General features: G+C 71.7%; 18 protein-coding genes, 1 tRNA gene and 1 pseudogene. 7 read left to right on the top strand and 13 right to left on the bottom strand.

Features of this window, described 5'->3' with window-relative positions; genetic code table 11:
- Position 1 precedes the first annotated feature (1 nt).
- From ACWD4O_RS34555 to ACWD4O_RS34545, 3 genes are all read right to left on the bottom strand, one after another.
- Entirely contained in the window at positions 2-757 is a 756-nt protein-coding gene (locus tag ACWD4O_RS34555) for a FadR/GntR family transcriptional regulator (protein ID WP_451286025.1), read from the bottom strand.
- Positions 758-832: 75 nt separating this feature from the next.
- Positions 833-1,600, bottom strand: coding sequence for an SDR family NAD(P)-dependent oxidoreductase (locus tag ACWD4O_RS34550; RefSeq protein ID WP_451286023.1), 768 nt, complete (start codon positions 1,598-1,600; stop codon positions 833-835).
- The gene (locus ACWD4O_RS34545) at positions 1,600-2,766 is read right to left on the bottom strand and encodes an acyl-CoA dehydrogenase family protein (protein WP_451286021.1); all 1,167 of its coding nucleotides are present in this window, start codon (positions 2,764-2,766) and stop codon (positions 1,600-1,602) included. Before ACWD4O_RS34545 ends, ACWD4O_RS34550 begins: the two co-directional genes overlap by 1 nt.
- 159 nt (positions 2,767-2,925) lie before the next feature.
- Between ACWD4O_RS34545 and ACWD4O_RS34540 the strand changes: the two genes are divergently transcribed.
- On the top strand, positions 2,926-4,122 hold the full coding sequence (locus ACWD4O_RS34540) for a serine hydrolase domain-containing protein (protein ID WP_451286020.1): 1,197 nt from the start codon (positions 2,926-2,928) through the stop codon (positions 4,120-4,122).
- Positions 4,123-4,131: 9 nt separating this feature from the next.
- On the opposite strand, the gene ACWD4O_RS34535 is transcribed toward ACWD4O_RS34540, so the two are convergent.
- On the bottom strand, positions 4,132-4,710 hold the full coding sequence (locus ACWD4O_RS34535; RefSeq protein ID WP_451286018.1) for a TetR/AcrR family transcriptional regulator: 579 nt from the start codon (positions 4,708-4,710) through the stop codon (positions 4,132-4,134).
- A gap of 187 nt (positions 4,711-4,897) precedes the next feature.
- On the opposite strand from ACWD4O_RS34535, the gene ACWD4O_RS34530 reads away from it, so the two are divergent.
- The 4 genes from ACWD4O_RS34530 (at position 4,898) to ACWD4O_RS34515 (ending at position 8,460) form a co-directional block, all read left to right on the top strand.
- The gene (locus tag ACWD4O_RS34530; RefSeq protein ID WP_451286016.1) at positions 4,898-6,328 is read left to right on the top strand and encodes an MFS transporter; all 1,431 of its coding nucleotides are present in this window, start codon (positions 4,898-4,900) and stop codon (positions 6,326-6,328) included.
- A 44-nt stretch (positions 6,329-6,372) separates the two neighbouring features.
- Positions 6,373-6,446: transfer RNA gene (locus ACWD4O_RS34525), tRNA-Pro, on the top strand.
- Between the two features lie 286 nt (positions 6,447-6,732).
- Positions 6,733-7,539, top strand: coding sequence for an SDR family oxidoreductase (locus ACWD4O_RS34520; RefSeq protein WP_451286014.1), 807 nt, complete (start codon positions 6,733-6,735; stop codon positions 7,537-7,539).
- Between the two features lie 36 nt (positions 7,540-7,575).
- Entirely contained in the window at positions 7,576-8,460 is an 885-nt protein-coding gene (locus ACWD4O_RS34515) for a helix-turn-helix transcriptional regulator (RefSeq protein WP_451286013.1), read from the top strand.
- Positions 8,461-8,604: 144 nt separating this feature from the next.
- Here ACWD4O_RS34515 and ACWD4O_RS34510 read toward each other — a convergent pair whose 3' ends face one another.
- Positions 8,605-9,255 carry a TetR family transcriptional regulator gene (locus ACWD4O_RS34510; protein WP_451286011.1) on the bottom strand — a complete coding sequence of 217 codons (651 nt, stop codon included), beginning with the start codon at positions 9,253-9,255 and terminating at the stop codon, positions 8,605-8,607.
- Positions 9,256-9,313: 58 nt separating this feature from the next.
- On the opposite strand from ACWD4O_RS34510, the gene ACWD4O_RS34505 reads away from it, so the two are divergent.
- Together ACWD4O_RS34505 and ACWD4O_RS34500 are read left to right on the top strand one after the other, a co-directional pair.
- Positions 9,314-10,000: a class II aldolase/adducin family protein gene (locus ACWD4O_RS34505; protein WP_451286009.1), complete on the top strand. Its 687-nt coding sequence runs from the start codon at positions 9,314-9,316 to the stop codon at positions 9,998-10,000.
- A gap of 11 nt (positions 10,001-10,011) precedes the next feature.
- Positions 10,012-10,941, top strand: coding sequence for a carbohydrate kinase family protein (locus ACWD4O_RS34500; RefSeq protein ID WP_451286126.1), 930 nt, complete (start codon positions 10,012-10,014; stop codon positions 10,939-10,941).
- A 99-nt stretch (positions 10,942-11,040) separates the two neighbouring features.
- Here ACWD4O_RS34500 and ACWD4O_RS34495 read toward each other — a convergent pair.
- The 8 genes and pseudogenes from ACWD4O_RS34495 to ACWD4O_RS34460 all read right to left on the bottom strand — a co-directional run.
- Positions 11,041-11,259, bottom strand: a pseudogene (locus ACWD4O_RS34495) (3-hydroxyacyl-CoA dehydrogenase NAD-binding domain-containing protein); the annotation flags it as partial.
- A complete protein-coding gene (locus tag ACWD4O_RS34490) occupies positions 11,256-12,449 on the bottom strand; it encodes an acyl-CoA dehydrogenase family protein (RefSeq protein ID WP_451286007.1) in 1,194 nt (397 codons plus the stop codon). The pseudogene ACWD4O_RS34495 and the gene ACWD4O_RS34490, both read right to left, overlap by 4 nt.
- A gap of 37 nt (positions 12,450-12,486) precedes the next feature.
- On the bottom strand, positions 12,487-13,599 hold the full coding sequence (locus ACWD4O_RS34485; protein ID WP_451286005.1) for an alcohol dehydrogenase catalytic domain-containing protein: 1,113 nt from the start codon (positions 13,597-13,599) through the stop codon (positions 12,487-12,489).
- Positions 13,600-13,711: 112 nt separating this feature from the next.
- On the bottom strand, positions 13,712-15,208 hold the full coding sequence (locus ACWD4O_RS34480; protein ID WP_451286003.1) for a class I adenylate-forming enzyme family protein: 1,497 nt from the start codon (positions 15,206-15,208) through the stop codon (positions 13,712-13,714).
- Complete coding sequence (locus ACWD4O_RS34475; RefSeq protein WP_451286001.1) at positions 15,205-16,452, bottom strand: NAD(P)/FAD-dependent oxidoreductase; 1,248 nt, start codon at positions 16,450-16,452, stop codon at positions 15,205-15,207. The genes ACWD4O_RS34480 and ACWD4O_RS34475 overlap by 4 nt, the downstream gene beginning before the upstream one ends.
- On the bottom strand, positions 16,449-16,772 hold the full coding sequence (locus tag ACWD4O_RS34470; protein WP_451285999.1) for a 2Fe-2S iron-sulfur cluster-binding protein: 324 nt from the start codon (positions 16,770-16,772) through the stop codon (positions 16,449-16,451). Before ACWD4O_RS34470 ends, ACWD4O_RS34475 begins: the two co-directional genes overlap by 4 nt.
- Positions 16,773-16,794: 22 nt before the next feature.
- Positions 16,795-17,994 carry a cytochrome P450 gene (locus ACWD4O_RS34465; protein WP_451285997.1) on the bottom strand — a complete coding sequence of 400 codons (1,200 nt, stop codon included), beginning with the start codon at positions 17,992-17,994 and terminating at the stop codon, positions 16,795-16,797.
- Positions 17,991-18,521, bottom strand: coding sequence for a cupin domain-containing protein (locus tag ACWD4O_RS34460; RefSeq protein ID WP_451285996.1), 531 nt, complete (start codon positions 18,519-18,521; stop codon positions 17,991-17,993). Before ACWD4O_RS34460 ends, ACWD4O_RS34465 begins: the two co-directional genes overlap by 4 nt.
- Positions 18,522-18,524 lie beyond the last annotated feature (3 nt).

Below are 18,524 nucleotides of genomic sequence, written 5' to 3'. Positions count from 1 at the left end.
TCTAGAGGAGTTTCGAGGGGAGTGACGTACGGCTGTCCACCTCGGCCGACGCCTGCGCGAACCCGCACACGTGCCGAGTCATCCGCCGGGCCGCCGCCGCCTCGTCGCCGGTCCGGATCGCCTCGGTGATCCGGGCGTGGGCTCGGGCGGTCACCTCGCGGATGTCCGCGTCCATGAACTGTTCCAGGTCCGTCGCCGCGTGGATGGACTGCGCCAGCGCGCTCATGAACCCGATGAGCAGTTCGTTGGCGCTCGCCTTTGCCACCGCCGTGTGCCAGCGCACATTGGCCCGCAGGAACCGCTGGACGTCGTCCCCCGCGCCCACCAACTCGGCGTGCGCGGCGTCGAGTTCGGCGAGGTCGAGGTCGGTGCGGTGGCGGGCGGCGAGCGCCGCGCAGGTCGGTTCGATCGCCTCCCGGGTCTCGTGCAGGGCGGCCGGCCGGATCCGCTGCCCCCGGATCACCAGCCGCACGGTGTTCGCCAGGGACTCACGCCCCGGCCGGTGCACGAACGCGCCGCCCCCGCGCCCCGGCCGGATCTCCAGCAGCCCCTCGACTTCCAGGACCCGCAGCGCCTCCCGCACGGTCGCCCGGCTCAGGCCCGTCTGCTCCACGAGCTGCCGCTCCGGGGGCAGCGCCAGGCCCTCGCCGAACTCCCCGGACAGGATCCGCTCGCGCACCTCGGCGGCCAGCACGTCCGAGGCCTTCGGGACGGTCAGCGGGTCGAAGCGGGGGGTGGGCTGCTGGGAGCGGGGCACGGGGTCAGGCCTCTCGTCGGGTCCGTTTCGGTTCGTTTTCGGTCGGACCATTCAACACAGAGGCGACGGCGGATGTCACATGACCGTTCCCCCGTCCACCGGCAGCACCTGCCCGGTGACGAAGGACGCCGCGTCGGACGCGAGGAACACGAACGCGCCCGCGACCTCCGCCGGCTCGGCCCACCGCCCGAGCGGAATCCGGGCCAGCATCTGGGGCGCGAACTTCTCGTTCGTGCGGATGGTCTCGGTCATCGGGGTCGCGGCAAGCGGCGCGAGAGCGTTTACCAGGATGTTTCTGCGCGCGAGTTCGCGGGCCAGGGACTTGGTCAGACCGATGATCCCGGCCTTGGCGGCGGAGTAGTTCACCTGGCCCAGGGTGCCGACCAGGCCGGCGGAGGACGTCACGTTGATGATCCGTCCCCGCCCGTCCTCGGGCAGGTGCGGCAGCGCCGCCTGCGCGCAGTGGTAGGCGCCGAGGACATGGACGTCGAGGATCCGGCGGAAGGCGTCCTCCGTCAGTTTCTCGAACATGGCCGGGGCGGTGACCCCGGCGTTGTTGACGAGGATGTGCAGCGTCCCGCCCGCGAGCGCGGCCGCCCGGGCCGCCGCCGCGTCGGCCGTCGCCCGGTCCGTCACATCGAGCGCGGCGCTGTCCGCCGTGTGCCCGGCCGCGGACAGCTTCCCGGCGACGGCCGCCGCGGCCGCCTCGTCCACGTCGGTCACCAGCACCGCCGCGCCCGCCTGGGCGAGGGCCTCGGCGACGGCTGCGCCGATGCCGCCGGCGGCGCCGGTGACCAGCGCGGAGCGCCCCGTGAGATCGAACAGATGCGACCGACCGGTCATCAGTAGCTCCTCGGAAGTCCCAGTGTGTGCGATCCCAGGTAGTTCAGGATCATTTCCTGACTGATCGGCGCGATCCGCAGGAGCCGTGCCTCGCGGAAGAAGCGGGCCACCGGGTACTCCTCGGAGTAGCCCATGCCGCCGTGGGTCTGCAGCGCCCGGTCGGCGGCCTCGAACCCGGCGTCCGCGCACAGGTACTTGGCGGTGTTCGCCTCCCGCCCGCAGGGCCGCCCGTTGTCGTACAGCCAGGTCGCCTTGCGCAGCACCAGCTCGGCCGCGTCCAGCCGGGCGAGGGCGTCGGCGAGCGGGAACTGCACGCCCTGGTTCATCCCGATCGGCCGTCCGAAGACGACCCGTTCGCGGCCGTACCGCACGGCCCGCTCCAGTGCGACGCGCCCGATGCCGAGCGCCTCCGCGGCGATCAGCATGCGCTCCGGGTTGAGCCCGTCGAGCAGATACCCGAACCCCTGCCCCTCCTCGCCGACCCGGTCCTCGACGGGGATCCGCAGATCGTCGATGAACAGCTCGTTCGAGGTGACGGCGTTGCGGCCCATCTTCGGGATGGGCCGGACGTCGACGCGGTCGCGGTCCAGGTCGGTGAGGAACAGCGTCATCCCGTCGGTGCGCTTGTCCACCTCGTCGAGCCTCGACGTCCGGGTCAGCAGCAGGATCTTCTCCGACTCCATCGCCTTGGAGATCCACACCTTGCGCCCGCTGACCACGTAGTGGTCGCCGGCGCGGCGCGCGTACGTCGTGATGCTCGTGGTGTCGAGCCCCGCGCCGGGCTCGGTCACCCCGAAGCACACATGCAGGTCGCCGGAGGCGATGCGCGGCAGGGTGCGCCGCTTCAGTTCCTCGGAGCCGTGCACCACCACCGGATGCATGCCGAAGATCGACATATGGATCGCGCTGGCGGCGTTCATCCCGCCGCCGGAGCGCGCGACCTCCTCCAGCAGCAGGGAGGCCTCGGTGATGCCCAGGCCGTGGCCGCCGTACGCCTCCGGGATCGTGACGCCCAGCCAACCGCCGTCCGCGACGGCGGCGTAGAACTCCTGGGGAAACGCGTGGGCCTGGTCCTTCTCCATCCAGTACCGGTCGTCGAAGTCCTTCAGCAGCCCGGCGACGGCCTTGCGGATCGTGTTCTGGTCCTCGGTCAGCTCGAAGTCCACGGCGGGGACACCCCTCTGGCGGATACGATGCGAGTTGCGAAACATAACAAAGGTCAGACCAAAGTGCCCGTCGTGTCAACTCCTCCGTACGGGTCCGGGGCCGAGCCGTCCGGAGTGTTGGCGTCGGAGCCGGTGTGAAGATCAGCCCATAGTGCGCATATGACGCGTACCCGTACGGCGGTCCTGTGCGCCGCCGCTCTCCTCGCCTCGACTCTTCAGACAGCGGTCGCCGCGGCCGCCCCCGAACGCCACGACCAGGCGTGCACCGCCACCCGGAACCCCGAGGGCCGGGCGCGGCAGGTCATGGACATCGTCCGCCAGGCGCAGCAGGAACTCGATCTCGAGGCTGCTCTCGTCAAGGTCACGGTCGACGGACGCGAACTCGTCACCGGCGCGGTCGGCGAGTCCATGACGGACGTGCCGGCCACCCCCGCGATGCACTTCCGCACCGGCTCGGTCGGCATCGCCTTCATGGGCACCGTGCTGCTCCAGCTCGTCGACGAGCACAAGGTCCGCCTCGACGACCCGGTCTCGCGCTGGCTGCCCGACCTGCCGCACGGCGACGAGATCACCCTGCGCATGCTCGGCGACTCCACCTCGGGCCTGCACGACTACGTCACCGACCCGGTCTTCCTGGAGAGGCTCTACGCCGACCCGTGGCAGCACTGGACGCCCGAGGAGGTCGTCGGGATCTCGCTGAGCCACCCCCTGTGGTACGAGCCCGGCACCAACTGGAGCTACTCGCACGCCAACTTCGTCCTCCTCGGCCAGGCCCTGGAGAAGATCACCGACACTCCGCTGGAGCGGCTGCTCGAGGAGCGGATCCTGAAGCCGCTCGATCTGCGCAACACCCGCAACAACGACACCGCGGTCATCCCGCGTCCCGTCCTGCACGCCTACGACGACGAGCGCGGCACCTACGAGGAGTCGACCTACTTCAACCCGTCCTGGACCACCGCCCCCGGCGCGATCCTCACCCAGGACATCTGCGACCTCGCCCGCTCCGGGCAGGGCGTCGGCGCGGGCGAACTGCTCTCCAGGCGCGCCCACCGCACCCAGCTCGACCCGGGCACGGTCGGTCTCGGACAGCCGACGGAGACCTGTCCGGCCACCGTCTGCCTGCCGATGACCGAGGACTTCCACTTCGGCGTCGGCGTCGTCGTCAAGAACGGCTGGGTGGTGCAGAACCCGTCCTTCTTCGGCTACGCGGCCGTGATGGCGTACGAGCCGCACGAGCGGCTGTCGATCGCCGTGTCGACGACCGTCGGCCCGGACGCTCCCGGCGGAAACAACGCCCAGACGATCACCGAGCGGATCGCGGACCTGCTGGCCCCCGAGTACCCGCTGGCGGACTGACCGACCGCCTCAGCGCCCGGCGCGCACCCCGTCCAGGGCGATGGCCAGGACGCGGTCGCGCTGGGCGTCGTCGACGAACGTCGTCGCGGTGATGCCGGCGACCAGCCGCAGCAGATCGCCGAAGTCCATGTCCTTGCGGGCCGCGCCGGTGTCCTGGGCTCGCTCGAACAGCGGTCCGCCCGCCGCGTACATCGACTCGCGGCAGGCCCCGAAGATCTCCGACTCGTCCTCCAGCGCCTCGCGCACGGCCCGCTTGGTCACCATGTAGCCCGCGAACCGCCCCAGCCAGGCCGTCAGCGCCTCCCACGGCGGCAGGTCGCCGAGTTCGAGAGCCGCCTGGCACAGCGCGTTGACCTCGTCCGCGTAGACGCTCTCGAACAGGGCCCGACGGGTCGGGAAGTTCCGGTAGAGCGTGCCGATGCCGACGCCGGCCCGGCGGGCGATGTCCTCCAGCGAGGCCTCCGCGCCGTTCTCGGCGAACGCCTCGCGTGCGGCGTCCAGCAGGGCGTCGTAGTTGCGGGCGGCGTCCTTACGGTGCGGGCGCTGGGCGGCGACGATCTCGCCGACGGGGAACGGCTGGGCCGTCACTGCTGCCTCCTGGGCGGACTCGGTTGAACCGGAGGGGTACCTCCGCTACAGTGGAGGGGTGCCTCCACTTTAACAGTCGGAGGCCCCCTGTGCCGTCCCCCCTCGCGCTTCCTTTCGCACTTTCGCCCTTTAGCCCTTTCATCCTGTTTCCGGGTTTCCTGTTTTCCGGGTTTCCGAGAGGCTTCTCATGCCCCGCAAGTCCACGCGCCTCACGTTCGCGGTCCTCGCGACCGGTGCGGGCGTGTTCTCCATGCTCCAGTCGCTGATAGCACCGGCTCTGCCCACCGTCCAGCACGCCCTGCACACCTCGCAGTCCACCGCGACCTGGGTGATGACCGCCTACCTGCTGTCCGCGTCCGTCTTCACGCCGATCCTGGGCCGGGTCGGCGACCTGATCGGCAAGAAACGCACCCTCGTCGCGGTCCTCCTGGCCGTCCTGGCGGGCTGTCTGCTCGCCGCGCTCGCGCCGAACATCGGCGTCCTGATCGTCGCCCGGGTGATCCAGGGCATCGGCGGCGCTCTGTTCCCGCTCTCCTTCGGCATCATCCGGGACGAGTTCGCCCCGTCCCGGGTGCCCGGCAGCATCAGCAACCTGTCCGCCGTGATCGCGGCCGGCGGCGGGGTCGGCATGGTCGCGGCCGGACCGATCGTCTCCGCGCTCGACTACCGCTGGCTGTTCTGGATCCCCGTCGGCATCGTGGCCGCCGCCGCCCTGATCGCCCTGCGCTATGTGCCCGAGTCGCCTAACCGCGCGGAGGGCAAGGTCAGTTGGCTCGGCGCGGTGCTGCTGTCGGGCTGGCTGGTCGCCCTGCTGCTGCCGCTCAGCCAGGCGGGCAGCTGGGGTTGGGGCTCGGCCCGCGTGATCGGCCTGCTCGCCGTGGCGGTGGCCCTCTTCGCGCTGTGGCTGACCTTCGAGGCCCGCTCCCGCCACCCGCTGATCGACCTGCGCATCATGCGACTGCCGGCCGTGTGGACCACGAACCTCGCCGCGCTGCTCTTCGGCGCGGGCATGTACGCGATCTGGTCCTTCCTGCCCGGCTTCGTCCAGACCCCGAGCACGGCCGGCTACGGCTTCGGCGCGAGCGTCACCGCCTCCGGGCTCCTCATGCTGCCGATGCTGGTCGCGATGTTCGTCTCGGGCGTGCTCAGCGGACGGCTCGAACCCCGCGTCGGCGCAAAGGCGCTGCTGACCACCGGCGCCGCACTCGGTGCGCTCGCCCTGGGCTTCCTCGCGCTCTGGCACGAGGAGCAGTGGCAGGTCGCCTTCGTTGCGGGCGTGTTCGGCCTCGGCATCGGTCTCGCCTTCGCCTCGATGGCCAACCTGATCGTCGGCAGCGTCCCCGCCGGGCAGACCGGCGCCGCCACCGGGATGAACGCCAACATCCGCACCATCGGCGGCTCCATCGGCGCGGCCGTCACGAGCGTCCTGGTCACCGGCCGCCTCCAGCCGTCGGGCCTGCCGTACGACTCCGGCTACACCCACGGCTTCACTCTGCTGGCCGTGCTCTGCCTGGGCGCCGCGTTCGCCGCCCTGCTGGTTCCCGTCCGCCGTGCGGGCCGCCCGTCGCAGCCGGCCGCACACGGGACGCCGACCGCGGCGCCCACCCCCGTGCGGTAAGGTTCACCTGCGTGTTCCCGCAGCTCACCGCCGCGGAGACACCGCGGGACGTGGCGCAGCTTGGTAGCGCACTTGACTGGGGGTCAAGGGGTCGCAGGTTCAAATCCTGTCGTCCCGACAGGAAAGAGTCACCGATCAGGGGCTGTTTCGGAGCAATCCGAAACAGCCCCTGATCCTTTGGCTCCGCCGTCCGCGCTCTCCCATTGCGGGAAAGGGGGTTCTGACAGTACCTGTATCACCAGGGTCTCCCCGACGTTCCAAACGCCTGTCAACCTGGTTGAGCCGAAAGCGCCGACAACACTTCATGGAAACGCACTGCAGCTTTACCATCATCATTCAATTCAGCTGCCCCGAATACGCGACCGTGTCGGCACATTCTTTTACGACAGAAGTGACGGAGACCAATGGCGGAGAACCAGTTCACCACTCACACGGAACTTTTCGACCTGAGGGGAAAGCGCGCCCTTGTCACTGGCGGCACCAGAGGCATTGGGATGATGATAGCGCGCGGCCTTCTCCAGGCGGGCGCCCACGTCGTCATCAGCTCACGCAACGCAGACACGTGCGCGGAGGCACAGCGGCTACTGTCCGAATTCGGCGACGTGCGAGCAATCCCCGCCGACCTGTCCAGGCACGACGAGTGTCAGCGCCTCGCTGATCTCGTCCAGGCCGACTCGGAACGCCTGGACATCCTTGTCAACAACGCGGGAGCGATGTGGCGCGAGCCGCTGGAGACGTTCCCGGACGAGGCCTGGGATACAGTGCTCGACCTCAACCTCAAGTCGCCGTTCTGGCTGGTGCAGGCACTGCTCCCGGCACTTCGTAAGGCGGGCACCGCCGATGATCCCGCACGGATCATCAACATCGGCAGCATCGCCGCCATCCACGTCGCCCCGTCGCCCAACTACTCGTACGCCAGCAGCAAAGCGGCACTCCATCAACTCACCAGGGTACTTGCCAGAGAGCTGGGCCCACAGCACATCACGGTGAACGCGGTAGCACCGGGAGTGTTCCCGTCGCAGATGATGGCGACCACTCTCGATGCCATCGGCGACACGATCGCGGCGGCGGCCCCTCTGCGTCGGCTCGGCCGCGACGACGACATGGCGGGTGCCGCCGTGTTTCTCGCCAGCCGGGCCGGGTCCTATCTCACGGGCGCCATCATCCCGGTGGACGGCGGCACCGCAACGACCGCAACAAATATCCATTAGATTGCGGGACGGGCTTACGGTGAGGAGATAACCGAGATGGATCTACGCACGGAGATCCGGGAGTTTCTCAGCTCGCGTCGCGCCCGCATCGCACCGGAGCAGGCGGGCCTGCCCGCTTACGGCGGCAACCGTCGGGTCAAAGGTCTGCGCCGCGAGGAGGTCGCGCTCCTGGCGGGGGTATCGGTCGACTACTACGTGCGCATGGAGCGCGGCAGCCTCGCCGGTGCCTCCGACGGCGTGCTCGGCGCGTTGGCCTCTGCCTTGCAACTCGACGAGGCCGAGCGTGACCACCTGTTCCACCTCGCGCGCCAGTCCGGGGCGCCCAGCGGCCCACGTCGGCGCAGGCCTGCCGTGACGGTGCGTTCGACGCTGCAGCAGGTGCTCGACGCGATCTCCGATGCGCCGGCCTGGATCGGTAACGGCCGTTATGACGTGCTCGCCATGAATCAACTCGCTCGCGCGCTGTATTCACCGGTGCTGGCCGACCCGCGACGGCCCGCGAACACAGCGCGGTTCGTCTATCTGAACCCTGAGGCGGCCAGAGATTTCTTTGTCGACTACGACCAGGTTGCCGGTGCCGTGGCCGCGAAGCTGCGCATGGCAGCCGGCCGCAATCCGCACGACGAGGAGCTGATCGCCCTGGTCGGCGAACTGTCAACGTGCAGTGAGCTGTTTCGGCAGCGGTGGGCATCTCAGGACGTGCGGCTGCACCGGTCCGGCCGCAAGCGTGTGCGCCATCCGATCGTGGGCCGGCTCGACTTGGACGTCGAGCCCCTGGAACTGCCCGCCGAACCCGGCCTGCACCTCAACGTCTACACCGCACCCGCGGGCACACCGACCGCTGACAATTTGGCGCTCCTGGCGTCGTGGGCGGCCACCCAACAGACGCTGGCGACCGAGCTCGAAGCACACAACGGATAGTCCAACCCCTTCAGCCGTACCAGGGTCCGTCTCCCTGACCAGCGCGGGCAGACCGCACCGCCTTCTCGGGTGGTCGGGCTCCGACCGTATCGACCGGTTCGGTGCCGCTGCCAGCGGCTCTCCCCCCGGGACGGCTCACGGCGCCTACCGCTGTTCGTAGCGGGCGACGACCTCGGTGAGGTAGCCGCGCAGCATCGTCTTCGCCTCGTCGAGGAGGGCGATGTCGCCCTCCGGGGCTCGGCGGAACGCCTCCTGGGCCAGTGCGTCGGCGGTGAGGATCGCGGCGGTGGCGGCCCTCGTGAGGGCCTCGTCGTCGCGGGCGACGCCCAGCGCGAGCAGGACGCGACGGATCCCGTCGGCCATCCGATGCTTGTGCTCGCGGTCCGCGGCCCGGGTCCGCTCGGTCAGCCCGCTGCCGAACCACAGGGCGCGAAAGCCGTGTTCGGTGCGGTAGACGTGGGCGTACGTGTCGACGAGCACGCCCACGGGATCGTCCCACCGCTCCTCGGACGCCGCCCGGACCAGATCGTCCATGACGGCTTCCAGGCGGGCGAAGTACCCCGTCGCCAGGGCGTCGATGATCGCGCCCCGGTCGGGGAGGTACTGGTACAGCGAGCCGACCGACACCTTCGCCTCGGCCGCGACCCGTGTCGTGGTGAGCGCCTCGACGCCCTCGGCGACCAGGATGCGCTCGGCGGCCTCCAGCAACAGGGCCAGCCGGGCCCTGCTGCGCGCCTGCCGGGGGGTGCGGCGCAGGGGGGTTCCGCCGTCGGAGCCTGCGGTCGGCTGGGCCAAGGAAACGTCTCCAAACCTGAACGTGACTTTGTTTCACGTTTACGCTACCTTCGCGCCCATGACCGCCTCAAGCTCGGCGCTGAGTCAGGAGCGGACCGCCGTCGCGGACGCCTGCCGGCGCCTGGGGGCCGAGGGCCTCCTCATCGGCACGGCCGGAAACGTGAGCGTCCGGGTCGAGGACCGGGTCGCCGTCACCGCGACCGGAGCGGTCCTCGAACGGCTGACCCCGGACCAGGTGACCGTGGTCGACCTCGACGGGAAGATCGTGGCCGGGGAGCTGCGGCCGACCTCGGAACTGGATCTGCACCTCGGCGTCTACCGCCGCTACGGCACCGGCGCGGTCGTCCACACCCACGCCCCGATGTCCACGGCCGTCTCCTGCGTCCTCGCCGAACTGCCCTGCATCCACTACCAGTTGCTCGCACTCGGCGGCACCGTGCGGGTCGCGCCGTACGCCACGTTCGGCACCCCCGAACTCGCCGAGTCGGTGATCGCCGCGCTCGACGGTCGCAGCGCCGCCCTGATGGCCAACCACGGTGCGGTCGCCCACGCGACGACCCTGGACAAGGCCGTCGAGCACGCATTGCTCCTCGAGTGGGCCTGCGGCGTCTACCAGCGCGCGGCCGTCATGGGGCGGCCCCGCGCCCTCGACGAACAGCAGCAACTCGCGGTCATCGAGGCCGCGATCGCCCGCGACTACGGAACCACCCACCCCGTACCACCCGCGCAGGAGGAAAGCCGATGAAGGGGGAGCCGATGAAGGTCTTCACGATGGGCGTGCACGTGCTCGACGTACTGGTGCGGCCCGTGGAGGAGATACCCGAGGGCCAGGGCGCGACGCTCGTCGACGACATCCGGATGACCGCCGCCGGAACCGCCGGCGGCACCGCCCTCACCCTCGCCAAGCTGGGCGCACAGGTGCGCAGCGCCGGCGCGATCGGCACCGACCCGACCGGCGACATGCTGGTGCAGCTGCTCGAACGGGCCGGCGTCGACACCGAGTTCCTCGTCCGCCGCACGGACACCGCCACCTCCGCGAGCGTCCTGCCGATCCGGCCCAACGGCGACCGTCCCTCGCTGCACCTCCTCGGTGCGAACATCACCTACGGCCTGGACGACGTCCCCTGGGACGCCCTCGCCGAGGCCACCCATCTCCACCTCGGCGGACCGGAGTTGATCGGCGTCGAGGTCGCGACGCGCATCCTGTCGTTCGCGAAGGAGCACGGCGTCGTCACCTCCGTGGACCTGCTCGCCCCCGGAGTCCTCGGCAGCTTCGAGCAGTTGGAGGCGGCCCTGCCCCACATCGACCATCTGCTGCCCAACGAGGACCAGGTCCTCGGCTTCACCGGCGAGAGCGACCTGCTGGCGGGCGCGCGCAAGCTCCTCGGCGCCGGTGCGGGCGTCGTCGCCGTCACCCGCGGCGGCGACGGCGCGCTCGTGGTGACCGCGGACGGCGCGGAACCGGTTCCCGCCTTCGTCATCGACGTCGTCGACACCACCGGCTGCGGCGACGCGTTCTCTGCGGGCTACCTGCGAGGCGTGAGCCTGGGCCGGACGCCGAGCGACGCCGCCGTCCTCGGCAGCGCCGCCGCGGCCCTCGTCGCGCAGGGGCTCGGCAGCGACCATGGCGACTTCGACCTCGCCGCGGCCGACGAGTTCGCCGCAACGCAGAAGTCCCGCACGTGAGGTGAGATCAGGAGATCACCCGTTTCCCGGAGTGGGCGTGGAAGCTCTCGGAGTGATCATGGCTGCGCGGCCGGACTTCCGGCCGAGCAGCCCCACCTCGTCCCGCTCCGCGGCCGAGAGCCTGCCGCGCCGGACACCGCGGTCGAGCGAGGCGGCGAGCCGGGCTCGGCCGGCCTGCGCCGCGCCGGCGCCCGCCTCGTGGACGACGACGTCCAGCCCGGCGCGGGCGCAGACCTCGGCGATGCCCGCGCCCATCGGACCGCACCCGACGACCCCGACCCGCCGGATGTCGGCCGTCGGCCGTGGCGCGTCGGTCACCGGAAGGCCGCCTGCCCCGTCAGGGACTGGCCGATCACGAGGGTGTGCATCTCCACGGTGCCCTCGTAGGTGAGGATCGACTCCAGGTTGTTGGCGTGCCGGATGACCGGGTACTCCAGCGAGATGCCGTTCGCGCCCAGGATCGTGCGCGCGGCCCGGCAGATGTCCAGCGCGGCACGGGTGTTGTTGAGCTTGCCGTAGCTGACCTGCTCGGGCCGCAGCCCGCGGTCGTCCTTGATCCGGCCGAGGTGCAGCGCCAGCAGCGTGCCCTTGGACAGTTCGAGGGACATGTCGGTCAACTTGGCCTGCGTCAGCTGGAATCCGCTGATCGGGCGGCCGAACTGGACCCGGTCGCCGGCGTAGGCCAGGGCCGCCCGGAACGACGACCGGGCGGCGCCCATCGCGCCCCAGGCGATGCCGTACCGGGCCTCGTTGAGGCAGGACAGCGGGCCGCGCAGCCCCCGGACCTCCGGCAGGACGGCCGTCGACGGCAGCCGTACGGAGTCCAGGACCAGCTCGCTGGTCACCGACGCCCGCAGCGACATCTTGTGCTTGATGGCGGACGCCGAGAAACCGGGGGTGTCCGTGGGGACGACGAAGCCGCGGACGCCGTCGTCCGTGCGGGCCCAGACCACGGCCACGTCGGCGACCGAGCCGTTGGTGATCCACATCTTGCGGCCGTCCAGGACCCAGTCGCCCCCACCGTCCCGACGGGCGACCGTGCGCATGCTGCCGGGGTCGGAGCCGGAGTCGGGCTCGGTCAGGCCGAAGCAGCCGATGGCGGTGCCGGCGGCCAGCCGCGGCAGCCACTCCTCCTTCTGCTCCTCGGAGCCGAAGGCGTGGATCGCGTACATGGCCAGCGAGCCCTGCACGGACACCAGGGAACGCAGCCCGGAGTCGGTGGCCTCCAGCTCCAGACAGGCGAGTCCGTAGTCGACCGCGCTCATCCCCGCGCAGCCGTACCCGTCCAGGTGCATGCCCAGCAGGCCGAGTTCGCCGAGCTCCTTGGTGAGTCCGCGGATGTCCTCGACGGCCCCCTGCTCGAACCACTCGGCGATGAACGGGTCGACGCGCCGGTCGCAGAAGGTGCGCACCGCGTCGCGCACGGCGCGCTCGTCCGGTGTGAGCAGGCTGTCGAGTTCGAGCAGGTCCAGGGGGTCGGCCGGGCGCCCGGCGTGCGGTGCGTACATCGTCGGTCTCCAGAGATCGGTCGAAGACGGGTCGGGGTCAGGCCGTCGGGCTGATGATGAAGTTGCTGAAGCCGCCGTTGCGCTCGGCGATGCCGCTGATGGCGTCGTTGACCTGCTCCAGCGGGAACACCTGGTGTTCCAGGGGGCTCAGGTCCAGCAGGCCCGCCCCCGCCATGTCGGCCATGGTCTGGCCCTCGCCGGAGGTGAACCAGGCCGAGCCGATCAGCTGCAGCTGCTGGTCCATCATCCGGTGGATGTCGATGGGCAGATCGCCGGCGACGGCGCCGATGTTGACCGCGATGCCGCCGCGGGCCATCGCCCGCATCCCGGCCCGGAAGGTCTCGTGCGGGGCGCCCGGACCGAGGGCGTCGATGTAGATGTCGGCGCCGTATCCGCCGGTCTCCTCGCGCAGCCAGTCGTCGAGCGGACCGTCGTCGAGGGAGTGCAGCCGCAGCCGGCCGCCCGCGAGCTTGCCGACCTGGTCCAGCAGGCCCTTGTCGCGGCCGGTGCCGTACACGTGGGTCAGGCCCATGGCGGGCGCGAGGAGCGCGGCGCCGATGCCGAGGGTGCCGCTGATGCCGTTGACCAGGATCGTCTTCCCCGGGCCCGCCCCGGCCTTGCGCAGGGCCGAGTACATCGTGCCGAGGTAGCCGAAGCGGGCGGCGGCCTCGAAGGACAGCGAGTCCGGCAGCTTCACCAGGCTGTATGCCGGGGCGATCATGTACTCGGCGAGGCCGCCCTGGTAGCGGTCGAGCAGGTTCAGCGCGGTCGGGGAGAAGCCGAAGTAGCCGGCGAAGGCGTAACTGGCGCAGTTGATCGAGTCGCCGCCGCGGCAGGAGCGGCAGGAGCCGCAGGAGCGGCCCGGGTTGACGTACACCCGGTCGCCGACCTCGAAGCCCTCGACGCCCTCGCCGACCTCCTCGATCACACCGGCCGGGTCGAGGCCGAAGATCGCCGGCAGGGTGGGCAGCGGGCTGTGCGGGAACCAGGTGGTCCACATGTTCAGGATGTTGGCGAGGTTCGGAACGATGTTGACGGCGTGGACGGCCACGCGGACGTCGCCGCGGCCGGGCTCGGGAACCGGGAGTTCCTCGAGCTTCATCGGCTCGCCGACGTGGTGCATCCGCGCGGCTCGCATGGTCGCACTCATGGCGTCTCCTCGGGGTGAGGGTGGGGAGGGTGAGGGTGGGGAGGGTGAGGGTAGGGGTGGGCGAGACGGCACCTGTGACGGTGCGGCCTCCGATGGGTGTGTGCGGTTGTGGTCAGTCGTCCAGCAGAGTCGCGAGGCGCGCCCGCTGGAGCTTTCCGGTCGCCCCGCGGGGCAGTGCGGGCACGACGCACAGGCGCCGGGGCCACTTGTGCCGGGCGAGCCGGCCGTCGAGGTGACCCCGGACGTCGTCCAGGGTCGGGGCGTCGGCGTCCGCGGTGTCCGCGGTGGCCTCGGCGGCCTCGGTGACGAGGAAGGCGGTCACGATCTCGCCCCAGACCGGATCCGGCGCTCCGGACACCGCGACCTCGACGACGCCGGGGAGGTCCGCGAGGGCGTTCTCCACCTCGGCCGGGTCGACGTTCTCGCCGCCGGTGATGATGGTCTCCTTGAGCCGGCCGACGACCGTGAGCCGGCCCTCGTCGTCGAACCGTCCCCGGTCGCCGCTGTGGAACCAGCCCTCCGCGTCGGTCACCGGCACCGGCCCGGCGGCGGTCCGGTACCCGGACGCCACCGACGGCCCGCGCACCCAGATCTCGCCGGGCCCGCCGACCGAGACGGGGGACCCGGCGGCGTCCACGATCATCAGCTCGACCCCGGGGACGGGGGAGCCGGTGGAGGCGGCCGGCTCGTCGGGCGCGGAGTAGGTGACGCCCGCGCCGGTCTCCGTCAGACCGTAGGAGTTGACCACGCCGATCCCGCGGGCCCGGAACTGCTCGCGGACGGCGGTCCGGGCCGGCGATCCACCGGACAGGATCCAGCGCAGGGAGTCCAGGTCGCCGCTGCCGAAGCGGGGGTGGCGGGCCAGCAGGGCGGACATGGCGGGCACCGCGAAGGCGCAGGTGACGCGGTGGTCGCGGACCAGATCGACGAACAGGTCCGGGTCGAAGCGCGGGGCCAGGACGACCGTCCCGCGCCGCGCCCAGGTGACCTGCGGAAGCCCGCCGAGGACGGCGACATGCGCCAGCGGGGTGGCGATCAGCGCGGTGTCGTCCTCGCCGAAGGGACCGAAGGGCATCCCGGCCAGGCCGCCCGCCATGCTCCGGCACAGGTTGTCATGGGTCAGCGCGACGCCCTTGGGACGTCCGGAGGTGCCCGACGTGAACGCGATGACGGCGACGTCGGACCCGTCCGGGGCGTCCGGCGGCGGAGCCTCGGGCCCGTCGTCCCCCACGGGGTGCAGGTCTTCCCAGGCGAGCCGCAGTCCCGTCCCCGCCGCCGGGAACCCCTCGTCGGCGACCACCGCCACCGGAGACGTCTCCTCGCAGACGACCGCCAGCTCGCCCCCGGCCGCCTGCGGGTGCAGGGGAACGAGCACCGCGCCCATGCGCGTCACCGCGAACAGCGTGATCAGCGCCTCGGGCCGGGCCGCGCCCTGCATCACCACACGGTCGCCCCTGCGCACCCCGTGCTTGTCCAGGCGGGCTACGGTCCGCCGGACCGCCGACTCCAGTTCGGCGTAGGTCCAGGCGCGGTCCTCGAAGACCAGGGCGGTCCGCGTCCCGGACTCGACCGCGCCGACGGTCAGATGGGCCCCGAACGTGTGCGTCATCCCCGCACCTCCGCCGCGCGTCCGGCCCGGGCGAGCGCTCCGAGGGTCGTGCCCGCCAGCTCGTCGGCGGACACCGGGGTCCGCCGCTCCAGCAGACGGCGCGCGGCCAGGTGCTCGGCGGGCCAGTTCAACGTCTCCACCGCCGCCAGCACACCGCCGCGGAAGGCGTACGCGGCCAGCCGCTCGGGAGCGTCGCCGACGCACAGCCGTACGTCGTCGGAGGGCGCCCGAAGCCCGGCGATCTGCAGCTTGACGGTGCCCTGGTCGCTCCAGAACCACGGCAGGCTCTCGTACCGGGCGGGCGGCTGTCCGGCGAGGCGCCGGCCGACCAGCGCGCCCTGGTCGGTGGCGTTCTGCACGGACTCCAGCCGGACCGGCCCGGCCGCGTGCGGATGCGGATGCCGGGCGCAGTCGCCGACGGCGAAGACCCGCGGGTCGGAGACCGACCGGAGCTGCTCGTCGACCAGGACGCCGTCGTCCACCGCCAGTCCGGCCGCCCGCGCCAGCTCGTCGCGAGGGGCGGCGCCGATGCCGTGGACGACGAGGTCGGCGGGGAGGACGGCGTCCGACGTGAGCACCCGTTCGACCCGGCCGGAGCCCTCCAGCGCCCGTACGGCGGTCCCGGTGCGGATACGGACGCCGGCCTGCTCGTGGCGCTCCCGCACATATGGCTCCACCTCGGCCGAGAGCGCCCGGCTCAGCAGCCGGTCGGCGAGTTCGACGACGGTCACCCGCGCGCCGTGGGCCCGGGCCACCCGGGCCAGTTCGAGGCCGATGAAGCCGCCGCCGACCACGACCACGTCACGGGCGGTCGTCAGGGCCCGGCCGACGGCCAGCGCGTCGTCGAGCGAGCGCAGGGCGTGGACGCCGGCCAGGTCGGCGCCGGGGACCGGGAGCGGACGGTTGCGGGCGCCCGTCGCCAGCACGAGGTGGGCGTAGGGCACGCTTCGGCCGCCGCGGGTGCGGACCGTGCGGGCGGCGGTGTCCACGGCGACGACGTCGTCGCCGAGCCGCAGCTCGATGTCCCGTTCGGCGTAGAAGGACTCCGGGACCAGCGAGACGCTCAGGCCGGCGGCCTCGGTGTGGGCCTTCTTGGACAACGGCGGCCGCTGGTACGGCAGATGGGGCTCGTCGGCGAACAGGGTCACCGGGCCGTCGTAGCCCGCGGCGCGCAACGTGGAGACGACGCTGAAACCGGCCTGTCCGCCGCCCACCACGACCACGCCTGCGGAGTCGCTCGTCATACCTGCTCCTCGGGCACGTGGACCACCAGGCCGTCGAGGGCGTCGGAGAGCTGGATCTGGCAGCTCAGCCGGCTGGTGGGCCGGCGTTCGGCGGCGGTGAAGTCCAGCATCTCGTCCTCGACGTCGCCCGGCGCTCCCGCCAGTGCGGACCGGCCCGGGTCGAGGTAGACGTGGCAGGTGGCGCAGGAGGCGTTGCCTCCGCACTCGGCGACGATGCCCTGCACGCCGTTGGAGACGGCCGCCTGCATGAGCACGGTCCCCGACACGGCGGTGACCTTGCGTTCGGTCCCGTCGGGCGACCGGAAGATGACGGTGGGCATGAAGTCCTCCCGAGGGGACGGCTCAGGCTGCTTGCCAGGTGACGTTCAGCGCGGTCGGCCCGCGGAACACCCAGCCGTCCAGAGGGCTCTCGGCTCCTTCGGCGAGGCGGAGTCCCTCGAGGCGGCTGAAGAGGAGGGGCCAGGCGATCGCGCTGACCTCGTGGCGCGCGACCCAGGCGCCCATGCAGAAGTGCGGACCCCCGCCGAAGGCGAGATGCGGGCGCTGCGGGCGGTCCAGGTCGAACTCGTCGGCCCGCTCGAACACCGACTCGTCCCGGTTGCCCGAGGCGATGACCAGGGCCACGCGGCTCCCGGCGGGGAGGGTCACTCCGGCGATCTCGTACTCCCGGGTGAGCTGGCGCGGATACATGCCGATCGGCGAGATCCAGCGGGCCGTCTCCTCGAAGACCCGCTTCCAGCTCGCCGGATCCGCGAGGACCCGGTCCAGCACCGCGGGACGGTTCAGCAGCGCCCACACGCCCACGCCGAAGACGTCACGCGGCTCGTTGACGCCGCCGCCGATGATCACCTTGACGTTGTTCTGGATCTCGGTGAGTTCCACCGGCCCGTCCGCGTGGACCATGGCGGAGATCACCGAGCCGTCGGGCTCGCGCCGGGCGGCCTCGGCGGCCTCCGCCACCGCCGCCTCGACGGCCGCGGTCGCCTGTTCGGCGCGCAGCCAGACGTCGGGGTCGTCGGCGTAGTTGCTGTTGCCGGCCATCATCGCCCGCGACCAGTCGGCGACGTCCTCGGCGCTCGTCGTGCGCAGGCCGAGCACCAGCGCCAGGTTGGCGGCCACGAGCGGCTCGGCGAAGTCGGCGATCAGGTCGGCCGCGCCGCGGCCGGCGATCCGGTCGAGGAGGTCGTGCGCGGTGCGCTCGAAGGAGGCCGCCCACAGGTCGCGGACCTGGCGCGGGCGGGTCGGCGGCTCGGCGGCGGACCGCAGCCGCCGGTGGTGCGGGTCGTCCTCGCGCAGCATGTTCGGGCCGACCGTGCGCAGCAGCAGCGAGCCCTCCTCCCGCGAGCTGAACACCTCGGGCAGCTTCTCCGCGTGGACGATGTCCTCGTACCGGGTGAGCAGATGGCGGCCGACCGAGGGGACCCAGGCGAGCGGGGCGGCGCGGCGCAGCTCGGCGTAGGCGGGGTAGGGGTCGCGGCGCAGCTCGGCGAGGTCCAGGTCGACGACCGGAGCGCCGGGCGCCGCCGTCGTCAGGGGGCTCATGCGGTGCCGCCCGCGCCCATCAGGACGAAGAACACCGTGGCGGGCTCCGTGCCGTTGTTGCGCCAGGCGTGCCGGGTGCCGTTCTGCACGACGAGGTCGCCGGGCCCGAGCACCGTGCTCTCGCCGCCGTCGAGGTCGAGGACGACCTCGCCGCTAAGGACGACGCCGTAGTCCACGGTGGGCGTGGTGTGCATGCCCGGGTTGTCCGGCTCGAACAGCTCGGCCAGGCCCGGGGTCGCCTCCAACTGCTCGGCGCCGGCGGCCGCGGGGTCCCAGCCCGGGTCGGCGTAGACGCCGGCCGGCGGGAAGGTGACGGTCAGGGCGACCGTCTCGCCGGGGGCGGGGAGATAGGACTTCAGGGACTCCGTCGGGTCGTCCGACGGGGCGGCGGGAGCCGTCGTGTTCCACACCAGGGAACGGGCGAAGCCGGGGGTGTGGGTGTACTGACGGGTGACGGGCGGCTCTCCGTCGCTGACGATCACGGGCTTGCCACTGGGATCGACACCGGTGACGACACGACGGACCATGAT

The organism is Streptomyces sp. NPDC002623, from assembly GCF_053592635.1.
This window is presented reverse-complemented; position numbering and strand designations above follow the sequence as displayed.

Bases quoted from the DNA above. Each gene is read 5' to 3' on its own strand.
- ACWD4O_RS34480 (WP_451286003.1), bottom strand. From the start codon at position 15,208: ATGACGCACACGTTCGGGGCCCATCTGACCGTCGGCGCGGTCGAGTCC.
- ACWD4O_RS34530 (WP_451286016.1), top strand. From the start codon at position 4,898: ATGCCCCGCAAGTCCACGCGCCTCACGTTCGCGGTCCTCGCGACCGGT.
- ACWD4O_RS34490 (WP_451286007.1), bottom strand. From the start codon at position 12,449: ATGTACGCACCGCACGCCGGGCGCCCGGCCGACCCCCTGGACCTGCTC.
- ACWD4O_RS34475 (WP_451286001.1), bottom strand. From the start codon at position 16,452: ATGACGAGCGACTCCGCAGGCGTGGTCGTGGTGGGCGGCGGACAGGCC.
- ACWD4O_RS34500 (WP_451286126.1), top strand. From the start codon at position 10,012: ATGAAGGTCTTCACGATGGGCGTGCACGTGCTCGACGTACTGGTGCGG.
- ACWD4O_RS34465 (WP_451285997.1), bottom strand. From the start codon at position 17,994: ATGAGCCCCCTGACGACGGCGGCGCCCGGCGCTCCGGTCGTCGACCTG.
- ACWD4O_RS34470 (WP_451285999.1), bottom strand. From the start codon at position 16,772: ATGCCCACCGTCATCTTCCGGTCGCCCGACGGGACCGAACGCAAGGTC.
- ACWD4O_RS34505 (WP_451286009.1), top strand. From the start codon at position 9,314: ATGACCGCCTCAAGCTCGGCGCTGAGTCAGGAGCGGACCGCCGTCGCG.
- ACWD4O_RS34540 (WP_451286020.1), top strand. From the start codon at position 2,926: ATGACGCGTACCCGTACGGCGGTCCTGTGCGCCGCCGCTCTCCTCGCC.
- ACWD4O_RS34520 (WP_451286014.1), top strand. From the start codon at position 6,733: ATGGCGGAGAACCAGTTCACCACTCACACGGAACTTTTCGACCTGAGG.
- ACWD4O_RS34485 (WP_451286005.1), bottom strand. From the start codon at position 13,599: ATGAGTGCGACCATGCGAGCCGCGCGGATGCACCACGTCGGCGAGCCG.
- ACWD4O_RS34550 (WP_451286023.1), bottom strand. From the start codon at position 1,600: ATGACCGGTCGGTCGCATCTGTTCGATCTCACGGGGCGCTCCGCGCTG.
- ACWD4O_RS34460 (WP_451285996.1), bottom strand. From the start codon at position 18,521: ATGGTCCGTCGTGTCGTCACCGGTGTCGATCCCAGTGGCAAGCCCGTG.
- ACWD4O_RS34515 (WP_451286013.1), top strand. From the start codon at position 7,576: ATGGATCTACGCACGGAGATCCGGGAGTTTCTCAGCTCGCGTCGCGCC.